We start from the raw sequence: 22,012 nt of genomic DNA on the forward strand, positions 1-22,012 counted from the left end.
ACCGCGCGCGGGCCAATTGCGCCGTTCTACTGTGCATGGGGTTGTTTTCGCACTTTTGTATGTCCAACCCTGATTCCGCGTTGCAGCGAGAACGCGTTGTCGCCGCGTTCATCCGTTCATTCACGTTCCGTCTCAATTTTTCATGCGCGCAGCCGCGCTGCATCCGGCGCGCTTCTCACGATGGGCAGATGTGCTAACCTTTTTGCGCCTGTCGTCCCGACGGGCTCAAGACTTCGCCTCTCGACTAGCAAAACAAAATAACGCGCAGCCCTGACGGCTGCCTTAGGGGAGTGATGCGATGACATCGATGTTCCATCGATCCGTGTTAGCGCTTGCGGCCGTGGCTCTTCTCGCCGGGACCGGCGCCGGCAACGCGCAGCAGCAGGACAAGAGCAAGCCGCTGAAGAAATACGATTCCAGCACCAAGGAATTCTGGACCCATCCGCCTGACGATTGGTTCCTCGGTGACGAGACCGAGGCGCAGAAGGGCCTCGCGCCGCCGTCGGGCCCGCCGACCGGCGCCTCCGACGCCGAGCTCGCCAACATCGTCAAGAAGATCAAGCTGCCGCCGGGCTTCAAGATCGAGGTCTACGCCTCCGGCGTGCTGGCCGCGCGGCAGATGGCCTGGGGTGACAAGGGCACGTTGTTCGTCGGCTCGTTCGGTCTCGGCAACGTCTATGCCATCAAGGACAACAACGGAAAGAAGGAGGTCAAGACCGTCCTCAAGGGCCTGAACATGCCCACCGGTCTCGCCTTCCGGGACGGTGCGCTCTACGTCATCGCCGTCGACAAGCTGATCCGCTACGACAACGCCGAAGCCAATCTCGACAATCTCGGCCAGGGCAAGGTCGTCTATGACGACATGCCGTCCTATGCCGCGCATGGCTGGAAGTACATCGCGGTCGACAAGGAAGGCTGGTTCTTCCTGCCGTTCGGCCCGCCCTTCAACATCGGCATTCCGCCGACCAGCGTGTCGCAGATCCGGCGCGTCGATCCCAAGACCGGCAACGCCGAAATCTGGGCGCTCGGCGTCCGCAACTCGGTCGGCGGCGACGTCGATCCGCGCACCGGCAAATACTGGTTCACTGAGAATGCCCGCGACTGGATCAGCGATGATCTGCCCTCGGACAAGCTGAACATGATCAACCGGATCGGCGAACATTTCGGCTATCCCTATTGCCATCAGGGCAATCTGCCTGACGACAAGTTCGCGATGGGCCACAAATGCTCCGAGTTCACGCCGCCCGTGCTGAATCTCGGTGCCCATGTCGCCCCGCTCGGCATGAAGTTCTACACCGGCGACCAGTTCCCCGCGGACTACAAGAACAACATCCTGATCGCGGAGCACGGCTCCTGGAATCGCCACAAGTACCAGGGCGCGCGCATCGTGCGCGTGATCGTCGGACCCGACGGCAAGAACCCGAAGCGGGAGATCTTCGCGTCCGGCTGGCTCGAGGGTGACCAGGGCTATCTCGGCCGTCCCAACGACATCATCATCGCCAAGGACGGATCGATCCTCGTGGCGGACGATTGGGCCGGCGCGATCTATCGCATCAGCTACAGCAAGAAGTAGCGCGACCTGACGGAGAAGCTGCGGCCGGGTGACGGCCGCAGCTTCTCCCATTTTGAAGCCCCACGCCGTCGTTCCGGATTGCGCGCCACTTGCGCGCAAGTCCGGAACCCGTAACCACCAACGGGATTATGGATTGCGGCCGCGCCAAGTGGCAAACCCGGAATGACGCAGGACAGAACGGATTTCCAATCATGCGCCGTCAGTTCTCTTGGTCCGTAATCGGCGCGCTATCGCTCGCAGTGATCGCCTTCATTCAAGCCGAGGCCGCCGACAATGCCGCGATCAAGGAGAAGGCCGCCGCCTGCTCCGGCTGCCACGGCGAGAACGGCATTTCGCAGACCGAGAACATCCCCTCGCTCGCCGGCCAGCCCGATCAATTCCTGCAATGGCAGCTCGTGTTCTTCCGCGCCGGCGCGCGCAAGAACGATCAGATGCAGCCGATCGTGGAAGGGATCAGCAACGAGGACATCCGCAATTTCGGCGCTTACTTCGCCTCGCTGACGCCGCCGAAGGGACCCGAGGACGGGGATCCCGACCTGTCGAAGAAGGGCGCGCAGGTTGCCGCCGGCCGCCGCTGCGCCTCATGCCATACCGACAGCTATGCCGGTACCAAGGCGGTGGCGCGGCTCGCCGGCCAGCGCGAGGAATATCTCGTCAAGGCGCTGCACGATTACAAGGCCGGCCAGCGTGTCGGCGGCGGCGTCGCCGCGATGGCCGACGTCGCCTATCACATGAGCGATGAGGAGATCACCGCCGTCTCGCACTATCTCGCGCATTTGAAATAGCGCGGGATGCTGCGGCAAGCACAGCCGTCATCCCGGGGCGCGACGAAGTCGCGAGCCCGGGATCCATAGCCACAGGCAAGAGTTTTGCGAAGACTCTGGAGTCACCACTTCGCCCCATGACCACTCCCTGTGGTTATGGGTCCCGGGCTCGCGCGGCGCGCGCCCCGGGACGACACCGAATGTGTGGTTACGCCCTACCCCGCCCGCTGCTTCTCATACGCCTTCAGATGCGTATAGGCGATGCGCAGCTTCGGCACCGGCACCTTGGCGGCGTCGGCGCGCGCGATGAGATCGCCGATGACGTGATCGGCCTCGACAGGCAGGCCGGCCTTGATGTCGCGGAACATCGATGCCGTCAGCGGCGAGCCCTCGGTGGTGAGATTGCCTTTGACGCGATCGAAGAACGGGCCGCCCGGCGGATAGCCGGACGCCGTGGCAACCGCGCTGGTCTCATCCAGCATGCCGAGCAGGAACTCCCGGCCGCCGGGCGCGGCGAGGATATTGCCGACGGATGTCCGCATCAGGCTGGTGCTTGCTGCGAGCGAGGACAGGAACACCCACTTCTCCCACATGTCCTGCATGATGTTCTGGCTGGCGCTGGCGCCATTGATGCCGCTCTTGAAGGCCTCGTCGATCGCCTTCACCCGGTCCGACATCCCGCCGTCGCGCTCGCCGTAGCTGATCGACTGCATCGGCTGGAGCTGCACCACCTCGCGCTTATCGTTCAGCGTCGCGGCGATGGCGCAGAGGCCGCCGAGCACGCGTTCCTTGCCGAACCTCGTATCCAGCGTGTCGAGATGCTTCATGCCGTTGAGCATCGGGATGATCGCGGTGTTCGGCCCCACCGCCGGGGCAAACGACTTGATGGCATCGTCGAGGTCGAACGCCTTGCAGCTGAGCAGCACGACCTCGAATTTGTCCTTGATCGCGTCAGCTTGAACCGACGGCGGGTTCTTCAAGGTCACATCGCCGTTCGGGCTCTTGATGACGAGGCCGGCGCTCGCGAGCTCGCCGGCGCGGCGCGACCTAACCAGGAAGGTGACGTCGCGGCCGGCCTGCAACAGCCTGCCACCAAAATAGCCGCCGATGGCGCCGGCGCCGACCACGAGGATGCGCATGGGAGAACTCCGTTATTGTTGTTCTTCAGAAAGAGGCGAATGGCGAATAGGGAGTAGCGAATAGAATAGCAAGTTACGAAACGCGAGTAACGTTTCCACTACTCGCCATTCGCCATTCACTACTCGCCTTTCTCGAGCACCATCTCCTCGACCTCGCGCAGCTGCTCCTTGCCGAAGAACATCTCGCTGCCGACGAAGAAGGTCGGCGAACCGAACGCGCCGCGGGCGACCGCCTCCTCGGTGTTCTTGATCAGTTTGGCCTTGACCTCGGGTTCCCCGGCGCGGGCGAACAGCTTTTGCGCATCGAGACCAGACGACGCCAGCGCCTTCGCCGCGATCTCGGGATCGTCCATCTTCTTCGGCTCGCGCCACATGTGGTGGAAGGCGGCCTCGACATACTGCTCGAACACGCCCTCGAGCTGCGCCGCGATCGCGGCGCGCATCAGGTTCAGCGTGTTGACGGGAAAGTGCGGATTCCAGACATAGGGCTGGACATGGAAGCGCTTGATGAAGCGCTCGGTCTCGACCTGCTGGAACTCCCGCTTGTTCTTGATGCCGGCGAGCGTCTCGGCCGGCGACTTGTTGTTGGTCGACTTGAAGATGCCGCCGAGCAGGATCGGCACGTATTCGAACTTGACGCCGATCCGCTGTTCGATGGCCGGAATCGCCAGATGGCTGAGATAGGCGTTGGGGCTACCGAAATCGAACAGGAATTGCGGGGCGGTGCGGGTCAAAATTATTCTCCCTGGTCTTAGCATTCTGAGTGGCTTTTTTTCATTGTGGCGCAGGCCGCGCCACAGGTCCATCGTTTAATGATGGTCATAATACTCTGACGATCAGATCAGGCGCTGGATCGCCCGCTTGCGCCACACCAGATGGTAATAGCCCATCTGCAGAATCAACATGGCGCAGAATACGATGGGATAGGCAGCCCACACGCCGGTCAGGCCGACCGTGCGGCTGAGGATGATTGCAGCCGGCAGCTCGATTGCGGCGATCGCGAAGATCGACAGCAGCATCGGCGTCAATGCGACGCCGGCGCCGCGCATCGCGCCCGAGAACACGGTGGCGAGCCCGAACGGCACCGAGCTCCACAAGGCGATGTTGAGCAATCCCTTCGCCAGATCCAGCACGGCGCCGTCGGTGATGAAGATACCGAGCACCGCGCGTGGCGCGAGATAGATCAGCGCCACCAACCCGCCGGTCAGGACGATGTTGAACGCAAGGCCCATCCGCACGATGCCGTCGAGCCGGGCCCGGTCGTCGCCGCCGACGGCCTGGGCGCCGAGGATCGAGACCGCGATCGAAATCGACATCGCCGTGAACTGGGTGTAGCCCATCACCTGGTTGACGGCGCCATAGGCCGCGGTGGCATTCGAGCCGAAGCCGTTGACGAGGCCGAGCAGCACAAGCTCGGCGATCGCCATCACCACCATGCCGATCGCGCTCGGCAGGCCGATGCCGAGGACTTTGCCGAGCACGGCGCCGTTCAGCCGGAGGTGACGCAGCAGCGTCGCATCCGGCGCGAGCGTGTGCTTTCTCCGCAGCAGATAGGCAGCCAGCACGATCAGCGTCAGCGTGTTCGAGATCGCAGCCGCCCAGGCAGGACTGGTGATGCCGGCCACCGGCAATCCGAACGTGCCGCGGATCAGCATCGGCGTCAGGATCAGGCCGATCGCCGTCGACAAGGCCAGCGCCAGCAGCGGCGTCAGTCCATCGCCGACGCCGCGGATCATCGCCGTCATCAGCAGGAAGATGAAGCCGAGCGGCATCGTCAACAGCATGATACGCGCATAGGCGCTGGCTTCATCGAGAATGTCCGCGGGAGTGGCGAGCATGGCCATCAGGGGCCGGCTGAAGATCCCGCCAACGAGTGCAATCGCTATCGAGAGCAGCAGGCCGACGGCGAGTGTCGTGCCGACGATGATCTTGATCCGGCCATGCTCGCCGGCGCCGAAGGCCTGGCCGATCAGCACGGTGGCGCCGGTGCTGAGGCCCATGACGAAGGCGAACAGGAAGAACATCACGGGGAAGAACGCCGACACCGCGGCGAGCGCGCCGACGCCGACCATCTGGCCGAGATAGACGTTGCTGACGGTGCCGAACAGCGATTGCAGCGCGTTGCTCAGCATCAGGGGTGCGAGGAAGCGGAGGAATGTGGTCCAGAGTGGCTTTGCGGCAGACATGGAATTGGCCTTTCATCAGGGCGTGCGAAGCCGTTGCCGCGCAATGCGCGGCTCGGCCGTCGATGAGTTGTGAGAAGCGGCGCGCGGCTTAGGCGCGGTGGCTGTAAGCGAGCTGGACGATGTGGTCGCGGATGTCGGCCGGCCAATCGGCGATCAGCGAGGTGAAGCGTCGCCGGTCACCCGCGAACAGCGCGCGCGAGGCCTCCTCGAACTGCGGCAGGTCGCCGGCCATGGTCGACATGAAGTGGTAGGCCGCATCGCGCGCCTGCCGCTCGCGGTCCTTGTCGCCGCTGGCGCGCCTGGCCTCGTCGACGAGCTTGCGCAGCGCGACCGAAGCGCCGCCGGCCTGTGCGTTGAGCCACTCCCAGTGCCGCGGCAGCAAGGTCACCTCGCGCGCGACCACGCCGAGCTTCGGCCGGCCGCGCCCGCGCGGCTCTGCGGGTGCTTCGGCCGTCTCGGCTTGCGGCATGAGCGTTGCCAGCCGGGCCAGCACCTCGCGGTCGTCGCCGCGCAGGTCGAAATCGATCGACCGCCCGGTGCTATCGTCGAAGATGACAATTGGCTGGTCCAGCGGTTGCGTCGCCCGCTTGACGGCAAGCGCAACCTCGCCTGCCGTGCCGGAGGTCAGCCGGCGCTGGCCGGCGAAGGCTGTGTAGGTCCCTTGCATTGGAATCATTGCCATATTGATCGCGTTGCTGATTTAATACCCGGGTAAATTCCTCGCGTCAATATACCCGGGTGAAAATATCTGCGGCGACGGCTCGACATTGTGTTGCCGGGCTGGCACCAACGGCGCGGCCGATGACCACGACCAAGCCTTGAGGACCCCGCGATGCTGACCGTTCACCACCTCAACAATTCCCGCTCGCAGCGCGTGCTGTGGCTGCTCGAGGAGCTGGGCGTTTCCTACGAGATCGTGCGCTATCAGCGTCAGCCGGACATGCGCGCGCCGAAGGAGCTGCGCGCCATCCATCCGCTGGGCAAGTCGCCGGTCATCACCGACAACGGCAACACCATCGCCGAATCAGGCGCGATCATCGAATATCTCATCGCCACCTATGGCAACGGGCGGCTGATCCCGCCGCCGAACACGCCGGAGCGGCTGCGCTACACCTATTGGCTGCACTATGCGGAAGGATCCGCGATGCAGCCGCTGCTGCTCAAGCTGCTGTTCACGCTGATGCCGAAGCGTGCGCCGGCCTTGCTGCGCCCGCTGGTGCGCAAGGTCTGCAACCAGGCACTGACCGCGCTGGTCAATCCGCAGCTCAAGCAGCACATGGACTATTGGGAAGGCGAGCTCGCTAAGAGCGAGTGGTTCGCCGGCAGCGAGTTCAGTGCGGCCGACATCCAGATGAGCTTTCCGCTCGAAGCGGCGCAAGCCCGCGGCGGGCTCGAGCAGGGCCATCCCAGGGCGATGGCGTTCCTGGAGCGCATCCACGCCCGCCCTGCATATGTGCGCGCGCTGGAAAAGGGCGGGCCGTATCAGGTCGGGCGGTAAAGTTTCCACCCCGACATGCCGGGAGCACGTTACTGCCCCGCCGCCTCCGCCCCGCGCGTGCGCGGATCGGCTGCGCCCAGCGGTCCGTTCGGTGTCACCAGAATCGAGTTGGCAGATGTCTGCCCCATAGGCTCGACAACGAGGTGCCCCATCGCCTTCAGCTCGAGCAGCACGCCCTCGGGAAAGCCGCGCTCGACGCGCACTTCATCCGGCAGCCATTGGTGGTGCAGCCGCGGCGTTGCGACGGCGGCCGCAACATCCATCTTGTAGTCGAGCACGTTCACGATCACCTGCAGCACAGTCGAGATGATGCGGCTGCCGCCGGGCGAGCCCGTCACCAGCACCGGCTTGCCGTCCCTCAGCACGATGGTCGGCGACATCGACGACAGCGGCCGCTTGCCGGGTCCGGGCAGATTCGCCTCGAAGCCGACGAGGCCATAGGCGTTGGACGCACCGACCGCCGCGGTGAAATCGTCGAGCTCGTTGTTGAGCAGCACACCGGTGCCGTCGGCGACGAGGCCGACGCCGTAGCTGAAGTTCAGCGTGTAGGTGTTGCTGACGGCGTTGCCGCGGGCGTCGACGACGGAAAAATGCGTGGTGTTGCTGCCCTCACGCGGCGCGGCAGAAGCAGACACGAGCTCCTTCGAGGGCGTGGCGCGTTCGGAGGAAATGTTCGCGCGCAGCTTCGCGGCATAGTCCTTCGCAATGAGGGTCTCGATCGGCGCGTTGACGAAGGCGGGATCGCCGAGATAGCGGGCGCGGTCGGCATAAGCGCGCTTCATGGCTTCGATCAAGAGATGCAGCGACGCCGCCGATCCCTGCTTCAGATCTGCCAGAGGGAAGCCCTCGAGGATGTTGAGCGTCTCCATCAGCACGACGCCGCCGGATGAGGGTAGCGGCATCGACACGATGTCATAGCCGCGGTAGCTGCCACGCACCGGCGCGCGGATGACCGGCTGATAGGCCTTGAGGTCGGCCGGCGTCATGATGCCGCCGGCATCGGTCACGGCCTTGGTGAGTTTCTCGGCGACCGGCCCCTCATAGAATCCCCGCGGCCCCTGTGCAGCGACGGCCGCCAGCGTTTCGGCGAGATCGCCCTGCACCAGCCGATCGCCTTCGCCCAGCGGCGTGCCATCCGGACGCGAGAAGATCCTGGCCGAAGAAGGCCAGCGTGCCAGCCGCCGGTGCCAGCTCGGCAACGTATCGGCCATGTCGTCGCTGACGATGAAGCCATCGCGTGCGAGCGCAATCGAGGGTGCCAGCAGTTGCGCCAGCGTGAACTGACCCGAGCCGTATTTCTCGAGCGCGAGCGCGAGGCCGGCAACGGTGCCGGGCACGCCGATGCCGAGCGCGGAGTCCCGTGACTTCGTCGCGTCGGGCTTGCCGTCGGCGCCGAGGAAGATCTGCGGCGTGGTGGCGGCCGGCGCGGTTTCGCGATAGTCGATCGTGATGTCTTCATTGCGATCGGCGGAATGGATCACCATGAAGCCGCCGCCGCCGATATTGCCGGCACGCGGATAGGTCACGGCCATCGCAAAGCCGGTCGCGACCGCAGCGTCGATAGCATTGCCGCCGCGCCGCAGGATGTCGGCGCCGATCTGCGCGGAGATCTTCTCCTGCGCCACCACCATGCCGTGCTCGGCGGCGACGGCGCGCACCGCCTCGCGTGCGGGCGGAACATAGCCCTGCCGTGCATCCTGAGCGGTTGCAGGCGCGAGACCGAGCACCAGGGCAGCAATGGCGGCTAAAAATCTCCGCCGTGTCGAATATGACGACATCATCGAATTCCTGCCGTGGCGTTGAACCGGTTCACACCCGTCACCGTAATGCTATACCGTTTGCTCTAAGAGAGGCAAAACTGTTCGTGATGGGTACTGCGTGATGACGACAATCGCCCCGGATGCGCGCATGGCCGGCGTGGCGCGGACCTATCCGCCGCGCGCCGCCGTCGTGAGTTGGATCTTCTTCGATTGGGCCGCGCAGCCATATTTCACGCTGATCACGACCTTCGTGTTCGCGCCCTATTTCGCGACGGCCATTGCGCCAAATCCCGCCGCCGGTCAATCCTTGTGGGGCTTTGCGATGGCGGCCGCGGGCCTCGCGATCGCGCTGTTGTCGCCGGTGCTCGGCGCCATCGCCGACGCTTCGGGCCGCAGGAAACCGTGGATCGCAGGTTTCGGTACGGTGCTGGTGCTGGCGTCCTGCACGCTCTGGATCGGCAAGCCCGGCGATCATGCCGTCATTCCGCTGGTGCTCACCGCAGTTGCGCTCGCCAGCGTTGGTGCGGAATTTGCCACGCTCTTCAACAACGCGATGATGCCGACCCTGGTGCCGCCGGAGCGGATCGGCCGTCTCTCCGGCACCGGCTGGGCCACGGGCTACATTGGCGGCATCGTCAGCCTGATCATCGTGCTCGGCCTGCTCGCCGCCAATCCCGAGACCGGCCGCACGCTGCTCGGCGTCACGCCGCTCTTCGGTCTCGATCCCCTCACACGTCAGGGCGATCGTGCCGCGGGGCCGCTGACCGCGCTGTGGTTCATCATCTTCGTGACGCCGATGTTCCTGTTCACGCCGGATTATCCGGCGAAGCGCCCGCTGGGCGAGGCGTTGCGCGAGGGCCTCTCGGAGCTGAAGCAGTCGATCAAGAGTCTGCCGAGGCAGAAATCGCTCGCGGCATTCCTGCTCGCCAACATGATCTACACCGATGGTCTGGTGTCGCTGTTCGCCTTCGGCGGCATCTATGCCGCGGGCACCTTCGGCTGGCACACGATCCAGATCGGGACGTTCGGCATCATGCTCGCGATCGCCGGCGCGCTCGGCGCCTGGCTCGGCGGCAAGCTGGATGATCGTCTCGGGCCGAAGCGCGTCATCGCCGGCAGCCTGCTGGTCCTGCTGCTGTCGGTGGCCGCGATTCTTCTGGTCGACAAGGACAGCGTCCTGTTCGTCAAGACCGCGCCGCCGCAAGCGGGCGCTGCTCTGTTCTCGAGCGCGGCCGAGCGCGCCTATCTGGTGCTGGGCTGCCTGATCGGTGCCGCCGGCGGCCCGCTCCAGGCCGCTTCCCGCACGCTGCTGATCCATCTCGCACCGAAGGATCGCATCGCGCAATATTTCGGCCTGTTCGCGCTGACGGGAAAGGTGACGTCCTTCATCGGCCCGCTCCTGATCGGCCTGGTCACCGCGGTGACCGCCAGCCAGAAGGCCGGCATGGCCGTGCTCGTCGTGTTCTTCGTCGCGGGATTGGGCCTGTTGATGCGGGTGCGGGATTAGCTGCACCACGCAACTCTATCCTCGTCATTGCGTGGAGCACTTGCGACGAAGCAATCCAGACCTTCCTTGCGGAGAGAGACTGGATTGCTTCGCTTCGCTCGCAATGACGAATCGATGGTCTCAATGCCTGAAGTGCCGCGTTCCCGTGAACACCATGGCGATGCCGTGCTCGTCCGCGGCCTTGATCACCTCGTCGTCGCGCATGGAGCCGCCGGGCTGCACCACGGCGGTGGCGCCGGCTTCGATGCAGGCGAGCATGCCGTCGGCGAACGGGAAGAATGCATCCGAGGCCACCACCGAACCCTTGGTGAGCGGTTCGGCGAGCTTCAGCTCGGCCGCCGCATCCTGCGCCTTGCGTGCGGCGATCCGCGCTGAATCCACCCGGCTCATCTGACCCGCGCCGATACCGACGGTGGCGAGATCCTTGGCGTAGATGATGGTGTTGGACTTGACGTGTTTTGCCACCCGGAACGCAAACTTCAGATCACGCATCTCCGCATCCGTCGGCGCGCGCTTGGTGACGACCTTGAACGTCATGTCGTCGACCACGGCGTTGTCGCGGCTTTGCACCAGCAGGCCGCCGGCCACCGTCTTGGCGGTCAGGCCCGGCGCACGCGGATCGGGCAGGCTGCCGGCGAGCAGCAGGCGCAGGTTCTTCTTGCCGCCGATGATGGCGATCGCCTCCTCGCTGGCGTCGGGCGCGATGATGACCTCGGTGAAGATCTTGGTGATCTCGCGCGCGGTGTCGGCATCGAGGGCGCGGTTCATCGCGATGATGCCGCCGAACGCGGACGTTGAATCGCAGGCCAGCGCCCTGCGATAGGCCTCGACGAGGTTCGGCCCTTCGGCGACGCCGCAGGGATTGGCATGCTTGACGATGACGCAGGCCGCGGTGCGCTTGGCGTCGAACTCGCCGATGCATTCATAGGCGGCATCGGTGTCGTTGATGTTGTTGTAGGAGAGCTCCTTGCCCTGGAGCTGCCGCGCGGTGGAGACGCCGGGGCGCTTGTCCGGTGTCGCATAGAACGCGGCGGTCTGATGCGGGTTCTCGCCGTAGCGCAGCGACTGGATCAGCCTGCCGCCGAAAGCGCGGAAGTCGGGCGCGTCGACCTCGAGCTGACGGTTGAACCAGTTCGAGATCGCGGCGTCATAGGCCGCAGTGCGGGCATAGGCCTTCGCGGCAAGCCGCCGGCGAAGCTTCAGCGTGGTCGCGCCCTTGTTGGCGGCAAGCTCGTCGAGCACGGCCTGATAGTCCTGCGCCTCGACCACCACGGCGACGTCGTCGTGATTCTTGGCGGCGGCGCGGATCATCGCGGGGCCGCCGATGTCGATGTTCTCGATGCAATCCTCGAAGCCCGCGCCTTTGTCGACGGTCGCCTCGAACGGATAGAGATTGACGACGAGGAGGTCGATCGGCGCGATGCCATGCGCCTTCATCGCCTCCGCATGCTCCTTGTTGTCGCGGATCGCGAGCAGGCCGCCATGCACCTTCGGATGCAGCGTCTTGACGCGGCCGTCCATCATCTCGGGGAAGCCGGTGAGGTCGGAGACGTCCTTCACCTTAAGGCCGGCCGCGGCGATCGCTTTCGCGGTGCCGCCGGTCGAAACCAGCTCGACATCGTGCGCGGCGAGCGCCTTGGCGAACTCGATCAGGCTGGTCTTGTCGGAGACGGAGAGAAGGGCGCGGGTGACGCGGCGGGGATGGTCAGTCATGAGCAAGATCCTCTGTTCAGGGAGTGTCTATGCCCAGGCGCGCGGCTTATATGTCCCGCGCTTCCCGATGGTGCTCCATCCAAGGTCGCCAGTCGCGCGAGCGAGCGCTCGATAGCAGCTTTTGGCGTCGCTCTCAACGGGTAGATAGGGCCGGATCGCGCCTGTTTACAACGGAAGTTCCGGCTCGCGCCGGGCGTTGCGGCGGGCATTGGTCACCGCGGGCGAGGCGGTGGAGCGGACAAAGCTCCAGCGGATCGAGGGGGCCTGGCGGGCGTTCTGACGGATCACGATCTGGGCGGTGCGGCGCGGGCCGTCATTGCCGGCCAGGAATACGCTGTCCTCGAGATCGACCTTGTCGTCCAATGCCTCGAAGGTCCAGACGTCGCGGTTCGGCAGCACCAGCATGACGCCGCGCGCATCCGACAGCCGGCTCGCCTTCACCGCCGGATGCAGATGGAAGCGCAGCGCGAAATCGGCATCGGCGCCCTTGAAGCGTCCGCCCTGCGGCGGCGACAGCGCGTCCTCGCCGTCGATGCGCGCGCCGTCATTGGCGATCATCAGCACGCGGCGGTGGATCGCGCCGAACTTGGCGAGATAGCCGTCATGCGAGGTCGTGAGCAGCGTGCCGTTCTGCACGACCTCGCGATAACTCTCGACCTCGACCGGGCCGCTGGTGACGGGCGCGCCGTGCAGGAGCCGCTTCATCGCCGACATCTCGACGAACTGGCATGACGACGTCTCGTGATAGGTCAGGGTCGAATGCGCCGCCGTGCTGCGTGCGAACGGCCGCCAATTGTCCCGGCCGGTGGTCGGCATGCCGCAATTGGTGACGATGCGGCTGATGCCGGACGACAATTCGAACGAGAGGCAGCCGGCATGGGCGTCGTGGCTGACGCCGGCCGGCGGCGGCGGGCCGGTGTCGATGATCACAGTGGTCTGGCCGGCATCGAGGCGCTGAAAGCCGGTATGCGGCATGTTCGCCATCGGCACGCCGTGGGTGTCGTCATAGGCGAGCAGCGTGGCGAGCAGGTCGGACGAGGTCGCGCTCATGCCGTTGAACAGGGCGAAATTGCCGTCGCCGTGCCGGAAGAAGCGCAGCATCGGCATCATGCGGTCGATCGCATTGAGCAGCGCCGGCGGCGGCGCGATATTGCGCGCGGCAAAAGTCTGCCGCAGCGGCAAGAGGTCGATCAGGAGCTCGATCAGCGCCCCCGGATTGCGCGAGATGTGGCCGCCATCGGGCAGGATCTGCCGCTGCAATTCGTCGGACAGCTTCTTGGAGGCGGTGCGGATGTGACGCGTCTGGTTGGCGAGGCACAGGGACGCATAGCACAGCGCGATCAGCACCTGCAGCTTCGGCACCCCGTCCGGAATGTCGACCATGGTATAGCGCAGGAAGCGGATCTCGCGCGCCAGCGCCCGCAAGTAACGGCGGTAGAACTTGTTGTCGGTCTCGCTCAGCACCAGCGGCGCCTGCGACAGCAGCGAGATCACGCGCCGCGCCAGCACGTCGGCACGGCGCGCGACGGGGCGGCGCTTGTTGGCGGGATTCGAGATCCAGTCCTCGATCAGCGCGCGCGCATTCGCCCGCGTCAGCGCCGTATCGGCGGCGCGCAAGTGCCGCAGCCAGCCGAAGCCGAGCAGCGCAACCTCCCAATCCTCCGACGGCGGCTCGAGGTCGAAGATCGAGCGGCCGTGGCAATTGACGATCTTGCCGGCGAAGACGAAGCGACCGGCATAGATCTCGGCAGCGCGAGTCGCATCCGCGGTCCGCAGGTCATGCGGCGCGATGATCAGCCGGTCGGTACGGCCGGGCCAGACTCGCGACAGCACAACGGAACCGCCGCTCGCGCGCGCGAGCATGTTCCGCGCGAAGCGGTTCATGACCAGCGTCGAGATACGTCTGCGTTGAGCGACCGACACGCCTTGCCTTGATGGGGGAGAGGATCAGTGACGAATCCTTATTAATCCCAAAATCGGACGCCTGACACCACCTTGAACGGCGCGAATCAGGGTCGTGGTCGCAAAATCCAGTGCAAAATCAGGATTTAACGAGCCGGGCCGCGAAAAATCCGTCGAGCCCGCCGAGCCTGGGATCGGCGTTCGGCAGATGGCAGGGCAGGGTGCGCAGGTCGCCGTCCCGGTTGAGGATTTCGTCGAGGCCCGCAACCTCCGATGCCACGATCGGAGCGCGGCGAAGTGCGGGCTCGGCGGCGAGCAGTGCCGCCACCGCCTGCTCGCCCTCCTCGGGTTCCAGCGAACAGGTGCAATAGACCAGCGTCCCGCCCGGCTTGAGCAGCGACACCGACTTGCGCAGCAGCCGCTGCTGGAGCGCGGCCAGGGTAGCGATGTCGGAGTCCTGCCGCAGCCATGCGACGTCGGGATGACGGCGGATCGTGCCGGTGGAGGTGCAGGGCGCATCGATCAGAACACCGTCGAACGCCTCGGCCGGGCCGGTCCATTCGACGGCGTCAGCGACGACGGTCTCGGCCTGCAGCGACAGCCGCGCCAGGTTTTCGCGCAAACGCGCCACACGCGCGGGCGAGCGGTCGATTGCCGTGACCTGCGCGCCTGAGAGCGCCAGCTGCGCGGTCTTGCCGCCGGGGGCGGCGCAGAGATCGGCAATGGACTTGCCTTTGACATCGCCGAACAGCCGGGCGGGCAACGCGGCGGCGGCGTCCTGCACCCACCATTGTCCTTCGGCGAAGCCGGGCAGCATGGTCACCGAACCGTGCAGCAGCATCCGCACCGTTCCGGTCGGCAACGTCTCGCCATGCAGGCGGCTCGCCCATTGGGCGGGATCCGATTTCACCGTGAGATCGAGCGAGGGCTCGTGGCCGAGCGCCGATGCCATGTCGCGTGCGGTCGCCTCGCCATAATGCGCGCTCCAGCGCGCGAGCAGCCATGGCGGCAGATCCAGCGATTGTGTCGCGACCTCCTCCACCAGCGCCTTGCCCTCGCGCGCACAGCGGCGCAGCACGGCGTTGACGAGCCCGGCATAGCGCGCGGCGCGGCGGTCGGATTGCACGAGCCGGACGGAGAGATCGACCGCGGCGTGATCCGGCACGTCCATCCAGAGGATCTGGGCGGCGCCGATCAAAAGTGCACTCTGCGCGCGTGGCGCGTCGGAGGGAACGCCCTTGTCGAGCAGGCGGGACAGCACATGGCCGAGAGTGCCGAGCCGGCGCAGCACGGTGGCGACCAGGCGCCGCATCAGCGCGCGGTCGCGATCCGCCAGCGTCTTCAGTCCGGGGTGGGCACCGGCGCCGTCAAGCTGGTCGTCGAGCGTGCGGTGCTTGTGCAGCACGCCGTCGACGATGTCGGCGGCTATCCGTCGCGCCGCAAGGCCGGGCACTTCGGACGGAGGGACGAAACGTTGAGATGGCATGCGGAAGCAAGGTTCTGAACGAGCGGCAGTTCCGCCGCAATGGGCGCATGCCTTGAGAAGTCGATCTCTGACACGCGAATATGCCAAATGTAAGAATCGCTTGCGGGTTTTTCAGCGCTCCGGGCCGATTTCAGGAATGCGTTATTGGGCATCGCGTTGTGCCCGGTCCTGCGCTAGAAAGCGCGGCGATGAGTAACCCCGTTCCCGATCGCAAGCCGCTGTCGCCGGCCGCCCAGCGTGCGCTGGCCGAGGCCGAGGCGCGCCGGCAGGCTGCGGCCGCCAGGGCCAACGATGAGGCCAAGAACGAGACCAAGGCGAAGGAGCTGCAGGGTCCAAAGGGGCCCGAGCCCACCCGCTACGGCGATTGGGAGCGCAAGGGCATCGCTTCCGACTTCTGAGGCGCTTATTTAACCTCTCCCGCTTGCGGGAGAAGTCGCGCCGCAGGCGCGGGTGAGGGCTTTCTTCTCTAAGGGATTATCCCATTGCGGATACACCCTCTCCCCAGCCCTCTCCCGCAAGCGGGAGAGGGAGCGAAGCTCCTTCGCGGCCGCATCAGACCGAATCTCGTCTTGCCTTGGCTCGCTACAGGTAATTGTGCTCTCGCAAGTAGCGGATGATGCGTTCGCAGGCCGCCTCGCTCGACAGCTCCGAGGTGTCGATGGTGATGTCGGGCGCCAGCGGCGCTTCGTAGGGGGCATCGATGCCGGTGAATGCCGGTAGCTGGCCCGACCTAGCCTTGCGATAGAGACCCTTGGGATCGCGGCGCTCGCATTCGGCAAGCGGCGTCGCGACATGGATCTCGATGAACTCGCCCGCTTCGAGCCGCTGGCGCGCCAGCTCGCGCTCGCTGCGGAACGGCGAGATCAGCGCCACCAGCGCGATCAAGCCGGCCTCGACGAACAGCCCCGCGATCTCCGCGACGCGCCGGACGTTCTCCGTTCTCTCCGCGTTGGAAAAGCCGAGGTCGCGGTTGATGCCGTGACGAAGATTGTCGCCGTCGATCAACGCGGCATGGCGCCCAAGCTCGGCGAGCCGGCTGTCGACGAGATTGGCGATGGTCGATTTGCCGGCGCCGCTCAGCCCCGTGAACCAGAGCACGCAGGGCCGTTGCTGCTTCAGCCGAGCCCGCACGGATTTGTCGACCGCAAGCCGCTGCCAATGAACGTTGGTGGCGCGGCGGAGCGACATGTCGATCATTCCCGCCGCGGCAGTGCGATGGCTGATCGGGTCGATCAGGATGAAACTGCCCATCTCGCGGTTGTCGCGATAGGCCTCGAACACCAGCGGGCGGTCGAGATCGAGATGGACATAGCCGATCTCATTGACGTCGAGCGTGGCGGCGCTTTCCCGCGCCATGGTGTCGATGGCGATCCGGTGCTTGAGCTCCGTGATCACCGCGCCGGTCGAGGCGGTGCCGCACCGGAGCAGATAGCGCCGGCCGGCGACCATGGCCTCGCCATCGAACCAGACGAGATGGGCCGCGAGCTGATCCGACACCGGCGCTGCAGATCCGGCGGTGAGCACGTCGCCGCGGCTGACGTCGATCTCATCGGCGAGCGTGAGGGTGATGGACTCGCCCGACCTTGCGTGATTGCGCTCGCCGGCGGGCGTGAGAATGCGCGCGATGCGGGTCTGGTGTCCCGATGGTTGCGCGCGAACGGCATCGCCCACCGCGATCGTTCCGCTCGTGATCCGTCCGCAGAAGCCGCGAAAATCCGCATGCGGCCGGCTCACCCATTGCACCGGCAGCCGGAACGGCTGCTGCGAGGCGTCGCCGGCGACGTCCACGGATTCCAGATAGGCCGTAATGGTCGGCCCCTCGTACCAGGGCATGCGCGTGCTCGCAGCGACGATGTTGTCGCCGTCGGGCGCAACGACCGGGATGCACTGGACCTGGGAGATCCCGAGCTGGCCGGCCAGAGTCAGGTATTCGGCGGTGATGGAAGCGAAGCGATCGCCGTCAAATCCGATCAGGTCCATCTTGTTCACGGCGAGCACGACGTGGCGGATGCCGAGCAGCGACAGGATGTGGCTGTGACGCCGCGTCTGCGTGATCACGCCCTTGCGCGCGTCGACCAGCACCACGGCGAGATCGGCATTGGAAGCACCGGTCGCCATATTGCGCGTATATTGCGCATGTCCCGGCGTGTCGGCGACGATGAAGCGGCGCAGCTTCGTGGCGAAGAAGCGGTAGGCCACGTCGATGGTGATGCCCTGCTCGCGCTCGGCCTGCAACCCGTCGACCAGCAGCGCGAAGTCGAGGTCGCCGCCGGTGGTGCCGGCGGTCTTGCTCTCCGAGGCGAGCGCGTCGAGCTGGTCGTCGAGCAGCGTCTTCGAATCGTAGAGCAGCCGACCGACCAGCGTGCTCTTGCCGTCGTCGACGCTGCCGCAGGTGACGAAACGCAGCGTCGGGCGATCCTCCTGGTCGAGCCGCGGCGCATCGGTGGCGGCAATGGTCGGTGCCTCGTGATAGGACATCAGAAATAACCTTCCGCCTTCTTGCGCTCCATCGATGCGGGACTGTCCCGGTCGATCATGCGTCCCTGTCGTTCGGAGGTACGCGACGCCATCATCTCCTGCACGATCTCGGGCAGGGTTGCCGCCGTCGAGCTCGTTGCGCCGGTGAGGGGATAGCAGCCGAGGGTGCGAAACCTGACGGAGCGCCATTGCGGTTCTTCGCCAGGCTGCAGCGGCATCCGGTCGTCGTCCACCATGATCAGCGCACCGTCGCGCTCGACCACCGGGCGCGACGCTGCGAGATAGAGCGGAACGATCGGGATGTCCTCGAGCAGGATGTAGTCCCACACGTCGATCTCGGTCCAGTTCGACAGCGGAAACACCCGCATGCTCTCACCGGGCGCGAGCCTCGTGTTGTACAGGCCCCACAGCTCCGGCCGCTGGTTCTTCGGATCCCAGCGATGCGCGGCGCTGCGGTGCGAGAACACGCGCTCCTTGGCGCGCGACTTCTCCTCGTCGCGCCGCGCGCCTCCGATCGCGGCGTCGAAGCCGTGGAAGTCCAGCGCCTGTCGCAGCGCTTGCGTCTTCATGACGTCGGTGTAGCGGGCCGAGCCGTGGGTGAAGGGGTCGACGCCCTGGCTCAATCCGTCAGTGTTGGTATGGACGATCAGGTCGAGCCCGAGCTCGCGCGCGCGTCGGTCCCGAAACGCGATCATCTCGCGAAACTTCCAGGTCGTATCGACATGCAGCAGCGGAAACGGCGGCCTGCCGGGATCAAAGGCCTTCATCGCCAGATGCAGCAGCACCGACGAGTCCTTCCCGATCGAATACAGCATGACCGGCTTGCGGAACTCGGCCGCCGTCTCTCGCAGAATGTGGATGCTTTCCGCCTCCAGCCGGCGGAGGTGGCTGGCGACGTGACGCTGCTTGCCGCCAGCACCTTCATGGAGTGCGGAATCGGCTCCGGTGGGAATGTCCAGCATGACGATCACGCAGCCGCAGCAAACCAGTCGCCGAACAGACGTTGCGACAGTGCCGCATTCAGGCCGAGATCGCGAACGCAGGCGGCGACCGCGGCGCGATACGCATCATTGACCCCGCAGCGCTCCAGAGCCTCGCGTTGCGCTTCGCTCAGAGAGGCCGTCGCACGCCGCTGGTAGCGATAGGCACTGTCGGAGGTGTGCAGATTGGGCACCTTGTAGATCGTCGCTTCGCTCGGGAAGATGACGCGCGCATTGTTCGCGTGCGAGTCTCCCGGCTCACGCCAGGACGTCACGGCATTCTCGTTGAAGCTGCCCGAAAGGCCGATCCGTTCGAACAGGACACGAACCGAGGACACGGCCTCCTTGCTCACCTCATAAACGTAGTGAGTGACGGCAACGCCCTGTCGCTGGGCGTAGCTTGCGACTTGAGCCGCGTTGAGCGCGGCGACGACATAGTGCCGCAACAATACATCTGCAGGCGCGCGCGAGATCAGCTTGTCGAGCCACGATGCCAGTGAACTCGCCGGCTCACGGTCGAGCATGATGAGATGCAGCCGGTGCCGCGGATAGCCCGCCTCGATCAGCAGCTTGAGCGGATTGAACAGGCTCTCGGCGAGCACGTAGGGCCCGATCGTTTCCTTGCTGAAGATGTGCGGCTCGTCGTCTGCCGACGGCACGGCCCACGGCGCCGGCCTCTTGCCGACGAGCGCATCGCGCAGCATGGCCTTCAAAGGCTGATAATAGGAAGGCATCCCGGTCATGCCGAACAGATTGCTCAGGGCCGTCGATCCGACGCGCGCCTTGCCGCATGCAAAATAGAGCATGGGAAAGTCTTGCGGCGAGCGATGCCGGAAGCCGTCCGCCAGGCACTCCGTCACCTCGCGCATCAGCGTTTCGAGCGCGACGGTCCTGGTTTGGAACCCCTCCACCGGCGGAAGCAGCGTGGTGTCGAGAGAACTATCTTGCTGACGAACGAGTTCGGCGATTCGCTCGAGCGAATCGGGGGACGACGCATCGATATTCATGGCGGGGACTCGCTGAACAGGTTCCGCAAGCGAGTTGCTTACGGCTCAATATTCAACCTATTGTTGATTATGACCCCGGTCAAACCCGGGCAATCCCGGGGGCTTCATGAATGTCCGGCGAGCACGGCAATCGTGCTCGCCGCTTCGTTGCGCATTACGCGGCGCGCACGGTGCTGAGGAACTTCTCGACCTCCGTCTTCAGGAGGCTGCTTTCGCTCGACAGTGAACGCGCCGACGCCAACACTTGTCCCGACGCCGCGCCGGTCGCGCTCGCGCCATGGCTGACCTGGGCGATCTTGTCCGCGACTTCGACCGTTCCCTTGGCGGCTTCGCTGACGTTTCGCGCAATCTCGGCCGTCGCTGCGCCCTGCTGTTCGATCGTCGCGGCAATGGTCGTCGAAATATCGGAGATGCGGCCGATGGTCGTTCCGATTTCCTTGATCGCTCCGACGGAGTCCTGCGTTGCCGATTGCATGCCGGCGATCTGCGCGCTGATTTCCTCGGTCGCTCGCGCGGTTTGCGCCGCGAGCGCCTTGACCTCGCTCGCCACGACCGCAAAGCCGCGGCCGGACTCGCCGGCGCGGGCCGCCTCGATCGTTGCGTTTAGCGCCAGGAGGTTGGTCTGTTCGGCGATCGCCGTGATCAATTTGACGACGTCGCCGATGCGGCCCGCCGCCTTGAGCAGCTCGTTGATCCGGGCATCGGTGCGCTCGGCCTGCTTGACCGCATCGCCGGCGATACGGCTGGAATCGTGCACCTGACGGCCGATCTCGACGACCGACGTGCTCATTTCCTCGGCCGCGGACGCCACGGCCCCGACATTGGTCGAGGCTTCCTCCGAGGCGGCGGCGACCATTCCGGAGAGCTGCTGGGTCTGTTCGGCCGTACCCGACAACGTGCCGGCAGCGGATTCGAGCTCCTGGGATGCAGCCGACACCGAGTCGATGATGCCGCCGACCGCAGTTTCGAACGCGTTGGCAAGCCGCGTCATCTCCTGCTTGCGCTGAGCGGCCGCAGCGGCTTGATGGTTCTTCTGCTCGGCTTCCATCTGCTCGATGCGGATCAGATTGTCCTTGAAGGCCTGTGCCGCGCGGGCGTTATCGCCGACCTCGTCGCCACGGCGGGTGTAGGGAATTTCGATCGCCTTGTTGCCTCCGGCGAGCTGCAGGAGCACATCGCCAATGCGACGGATCGGACGGGCGACGTTCAAGACGGAAAAGACTGCGGAGCCGACCAACGTCAGGACGACGAATAGGCCGACGATCAAAGCGAAATTGGCGACGCGGTCCAGCTCGGCCAGCATCTCGCCCTTGCGGCGCGCGGCGAATTCGTTGGCGACGCCGACGAGATCGTCGATGCGCTTGCTGACTTCCTGTGCTGCCGGACGCATATGCTCTGCGAGAATGCTTGCCCTTGCCGACTCTGCTGCAAGCTTGGCGCCACCCGCGGGGGCGGCGATGACCGCCTTTTGCGCCGCGGCGAGCTCGACGCCGCTGGCCAGATACGCATCGACGAATTTCTTGGTCTCGCGGTAAGCGTCCTGTGTGACCTTGCGGGTCGCCCGCTCTCTCGCGGCATCGATTTCGGTGCCGGCCTCGCCGGCCCGGGTACGGAGAAGCTCAAGGAGCCTGTCCACCTCTCCGGCTGACGGTGCCGAGCCGAGTTCGAGAGCGGCGAGCTGCGCGCGTGCCATCGCCGTCTGAGCCGCCTGCGCATTGCCCTTGTTGAGATAGTTGATCGTGACGAGGCGATTGGATTCGGCAATGGAGCGGTTGCCGAGCATCTGATTGGTCAGCATGCCGCCGACCAGCACGACGCTCACGCCTGTCACGATGCCGAGCTTTGTTCCAATGCGAAACCTGAATGACCTCACGGCGATCTCCCCTCGGTTTGTCGTATAACAGCTATTCGCAACCAATGATTGAGAATTGGAAAATATTCGCGAATCCCCAGTAGAACTACGGCTGACTTCTGAGAGACGGAACTTTCGTGCATGGCCTCCGGGCGCATTCGGCTTCG

Annotated in this window: 17 protein-coding genes and 1 riboswitch; of the genes, 5 read left to right on the forward strand and 12 right to left on the reverse strand. The window is 65.3% G+C overall.

The features are described 5' to 3' along the window. The first annotated feature begins 298 nt into the window (after window positions 1-298). A complete protein-coding gene (locus ACVWYQ_RS23590) occupies window positions 299-1,573 on the forward strand; it encodes a PQQ-dependent sugar dehydrogenase (RefSeq protein WP_404545006.1) in 1,275 nt (424 codons plus the stop codon). Window positions 1,574-1,764: 191 nt separating this feature from the next. Continuing rightward, window positions 1,765-2,358 carry a c-type cytochrome gene (locus tag ACVWYQ_RS23595; protein ID WP_271543187.1) on the forward strand — a complete coding sequence of 198 codons (594 nt, stop codon included), beginning with the start codon at window positions 1,765-1,767 and terminating at the stop codon, window positions 2,356-2,358. 194 nt (window positions 2,359-2,552) lie between these two features. On the opposite strand, the gene panE is transcribed toward ACVWYQ_RS23595, so the two are convergent. The 4 genes from panE to ACVWYQ_RS23615 form a co-directional block, all read right to left on the reverse strand. Continuing rightward, window positions 2,553-3,476, reverse strand: coding sequence for a 2-dehydropantoate 2-reductase (gene panE, locus ACVWYQ_RS23600; protein WP_271543186.1), 924 nt, complete (start codon window positions 3,474-3,476; stop codon window positions 2,553-2,555). Window positions 3,477-3,595: 119 nt separating this feature from the next. Beyond that, window positions 3,596-4,210 carry a 2-hydroxychromene-2-carboxylate isomerase gene (locus ACVWYQ_RS23605; RefSeq protein ID WP_404545011.1) on the reverse strand — a complete coding sequence of 205 codons (615 nt, stop codon included), beginning with the start codon at window positions 4,208-4,210 and terminating at the stop codon, window positions 3,596-3,598. Window positions 4,211-4,312: 102 nt separating this feature from the next. After that, window positions 4,313-5,662, reverse strand: coding sequence for an MATE family efflux transporter (locus ACVWYQ_RS23610; RefSeq protein WP_271543184.1), 1,350 nt, complete (start codon window positions 5,660-5,662; stop codon window positions 4,313-4,315). 88 nt (window positions 5,663-5,750) lie between these two features. After that, entirely contained in the window at window positions 5,751-6,344 is a 594-nt protein-coding gene (locus tag ACVWYQ_RS23615) for a DUF2239 family protein (RefSeq protein WP_271543183.1), read from the reverse strand. A 150-nt stretch (window positions 6,345-6,494) separates the two neighbouring features. On the opposite strand from ACVWYQ_RS23615, the gene ACVWYQ_RS23620 reads away from it, so the two are divergent. After that, complete coding sequence (locus tag ACVWYQ_RS23620; RefSeq protein ID WP_271543182.1) at window positions 6,495-7,160, forward strand: glutathione S-transferase family protein; 666 nt, start codon at window positions 6,495-6,497, stop codon at window positions 7,158-7,160. A gap of 29 nt (window positions 7,161-7,189) precedes the next feature. Here ACVWYQ_RS23620 and ggt read toward each other — a convergent pair whose 3' ends face one another. Further along, window positions 7,190-8,941 carry a gamma-glutamyltransferase gene (ggt, locus tag ACVWYQ_RS23625; protein WP_271543181.1) on the reverse strand — a complete coding sequence of 584 codons (1,752 nt, stop codon included), beginning with the start codon at window positions 8,939-8,941 and terminating at the stop codon, window positions 7,190-7,192. Window positions 8,942-9,041: 100 nt separating this feature from the next. Between ggt and ACVWYQ_RS23630 the strand changes: the two genes are divergently transcribed. Then, window positions 9,042-10,427, forward strand: a complete 1,386-nt coding sequence (locus ACVWYQ_RS23630) for an MFS transporter (RefSeq protein ID WP_157285130.1) — start codon at window positions 9,042-9,044, stop codon at window positions 10,425-10,427. A gap of 120 nt (window positions 10,428-10,547) precedes the next feature. Here the strand turns inward: ACVWYQ_RS23630 and purH are convergent, their stop codons facing one another. From purH to ACVWYQ_RS23645, 3 genes are all read right to left on the reverse strand, one after another. Next, window positions 10,548-12,140, reverse strand: coding sequence for a bifunctional phosphoribosylaminoimidazolecarboxamide formyltransferase/IMP cyclohydrolase (gene purH, locus ACVWYQ_RS23635; RefSeq protein ID WP_404545015.1), 1,593 nt, complete (start codon window positions 12,138-12,140; stop codon window positions 10,548-10,550). Window positions 12,141-12,164: 24 nt separating this feature from the next. Beyond that, a riboswitch (ZMP/ZTP riboswitch) is annotated at window positions 12,165-12,246 on the reverse strand. A 59-nt stretch (window positions 12,247-12,305) separates the two neighbouring features. Continuing rightward, window positions 12,306-14,024 carry a heparinase II/III family protein gene (locus ACVWYQ_RS23640; protein WP_271543179.1) on the reverse strand — a complete coding sequence of 573 codons (1,719 nt, stop codon included), beginning with the start codon at window positions 14,022-14,024 and terminating at the stop codon, window positions 12,306-12,308. A 157-nt stretch (window positions 14,025-14,181) separates the two neighbouring features. After that, window positions 14,182-15,528 carry an RsmB/NOP family class I SAM-dependent RNA methyltransferase gene (locus ACVWYQ_RS23645; protein ID WP_271543178.1) on the reverse strand — a complete coding sequence of 449 codons (1,347 nt, stop codon included), beginning with the start codon at window positions 15,526-15,528 and terminating at the stop codon, window positions 14,182-14,184. A gap of 188 nt (window positions 15,529-15,716) precedes the next feature. Between ACVWYQ_RS23645 and ACVWYQ_RS23650 the strand changes: the two genes are divergently transcribed. Continuing rightward, window positions 15,717-15,926, forward strand: coding sequence for a DUF1674 domain-containing protein (locus tag ACVWYQ_RS23650; protein ID WP_271543177.1), 210 nt, complete (start codon window positions 15,717-15,719; stop codon window positions 15,924-15,926). A gap of 184 nt (window positions 15,927-16,110) precedes the next feature. On the opposite strand, the gene cysN is transcribed toward ACVWYQ_RS23650, so the two are convergent. From cysN to ACVWYQ_RS23670, 4 genes are all read right to left on the reverse strand, one after another. Next, complete coding sequence (cysN, locus tag ACVWYQ_RS23655; RefSeq protein ID WP_404545018.1) at window positions 16,111-18,006, reverse strand: sulfate adenylyltransferase subunit CysN; 1,896 nt, start codon at window positions 18,004-18,006, stop codon at window positions 16,111-16,113. Next, window positions 18,006-18,968 (reverse strand): sulfate adenylyltransferase subunit CysD, encoded by a 963-nt coding sequence (cysD, locus tag ACVWYQ_RS23660; RefSeq protein ID WP_404545020.1) that lies wholly within the window; start codon window positions 18,966-18,968, stop codon window positions 18,006-18,008. The genes cysN and cysD overlap by 1 nt, the downstream gene beginning before the upstream one ends. A 5-nt stretch (window positions 18,969-18,973) precedes the next feature. Next, complete coding sequence (locus ACVWYQ_RS23665) at window positions 18,974-19,993, reverse strand: sulfotransferase family protein (RefSeq protein ID WP_271543174.1); 1,020 nt, start codon at window positions 19,991-19,993, stop codon at window positions 18,974-18,976. Between the two features lie 154 nt (window positions 19,994-20,147). Continuing rightward, the gene (locus ACVWYQ_RS23670; protein ID WP_404545022.1) at window positions 20,148-21,866 is read right to left on the reverse strand and encodes a methyl-accepting chemotaxis protein; all 1,719 of its coding nucleotides are present in this window, start codon (window positions 21,864-21,866) and stop codon (window positions 20,148-20,150) included. Window positions 21,867-22,012 lie beyond the last annotated feature (146 nt).

The organism is Bradyrhizobium sp. USDA 3397 (assembly GCF_054060965.1).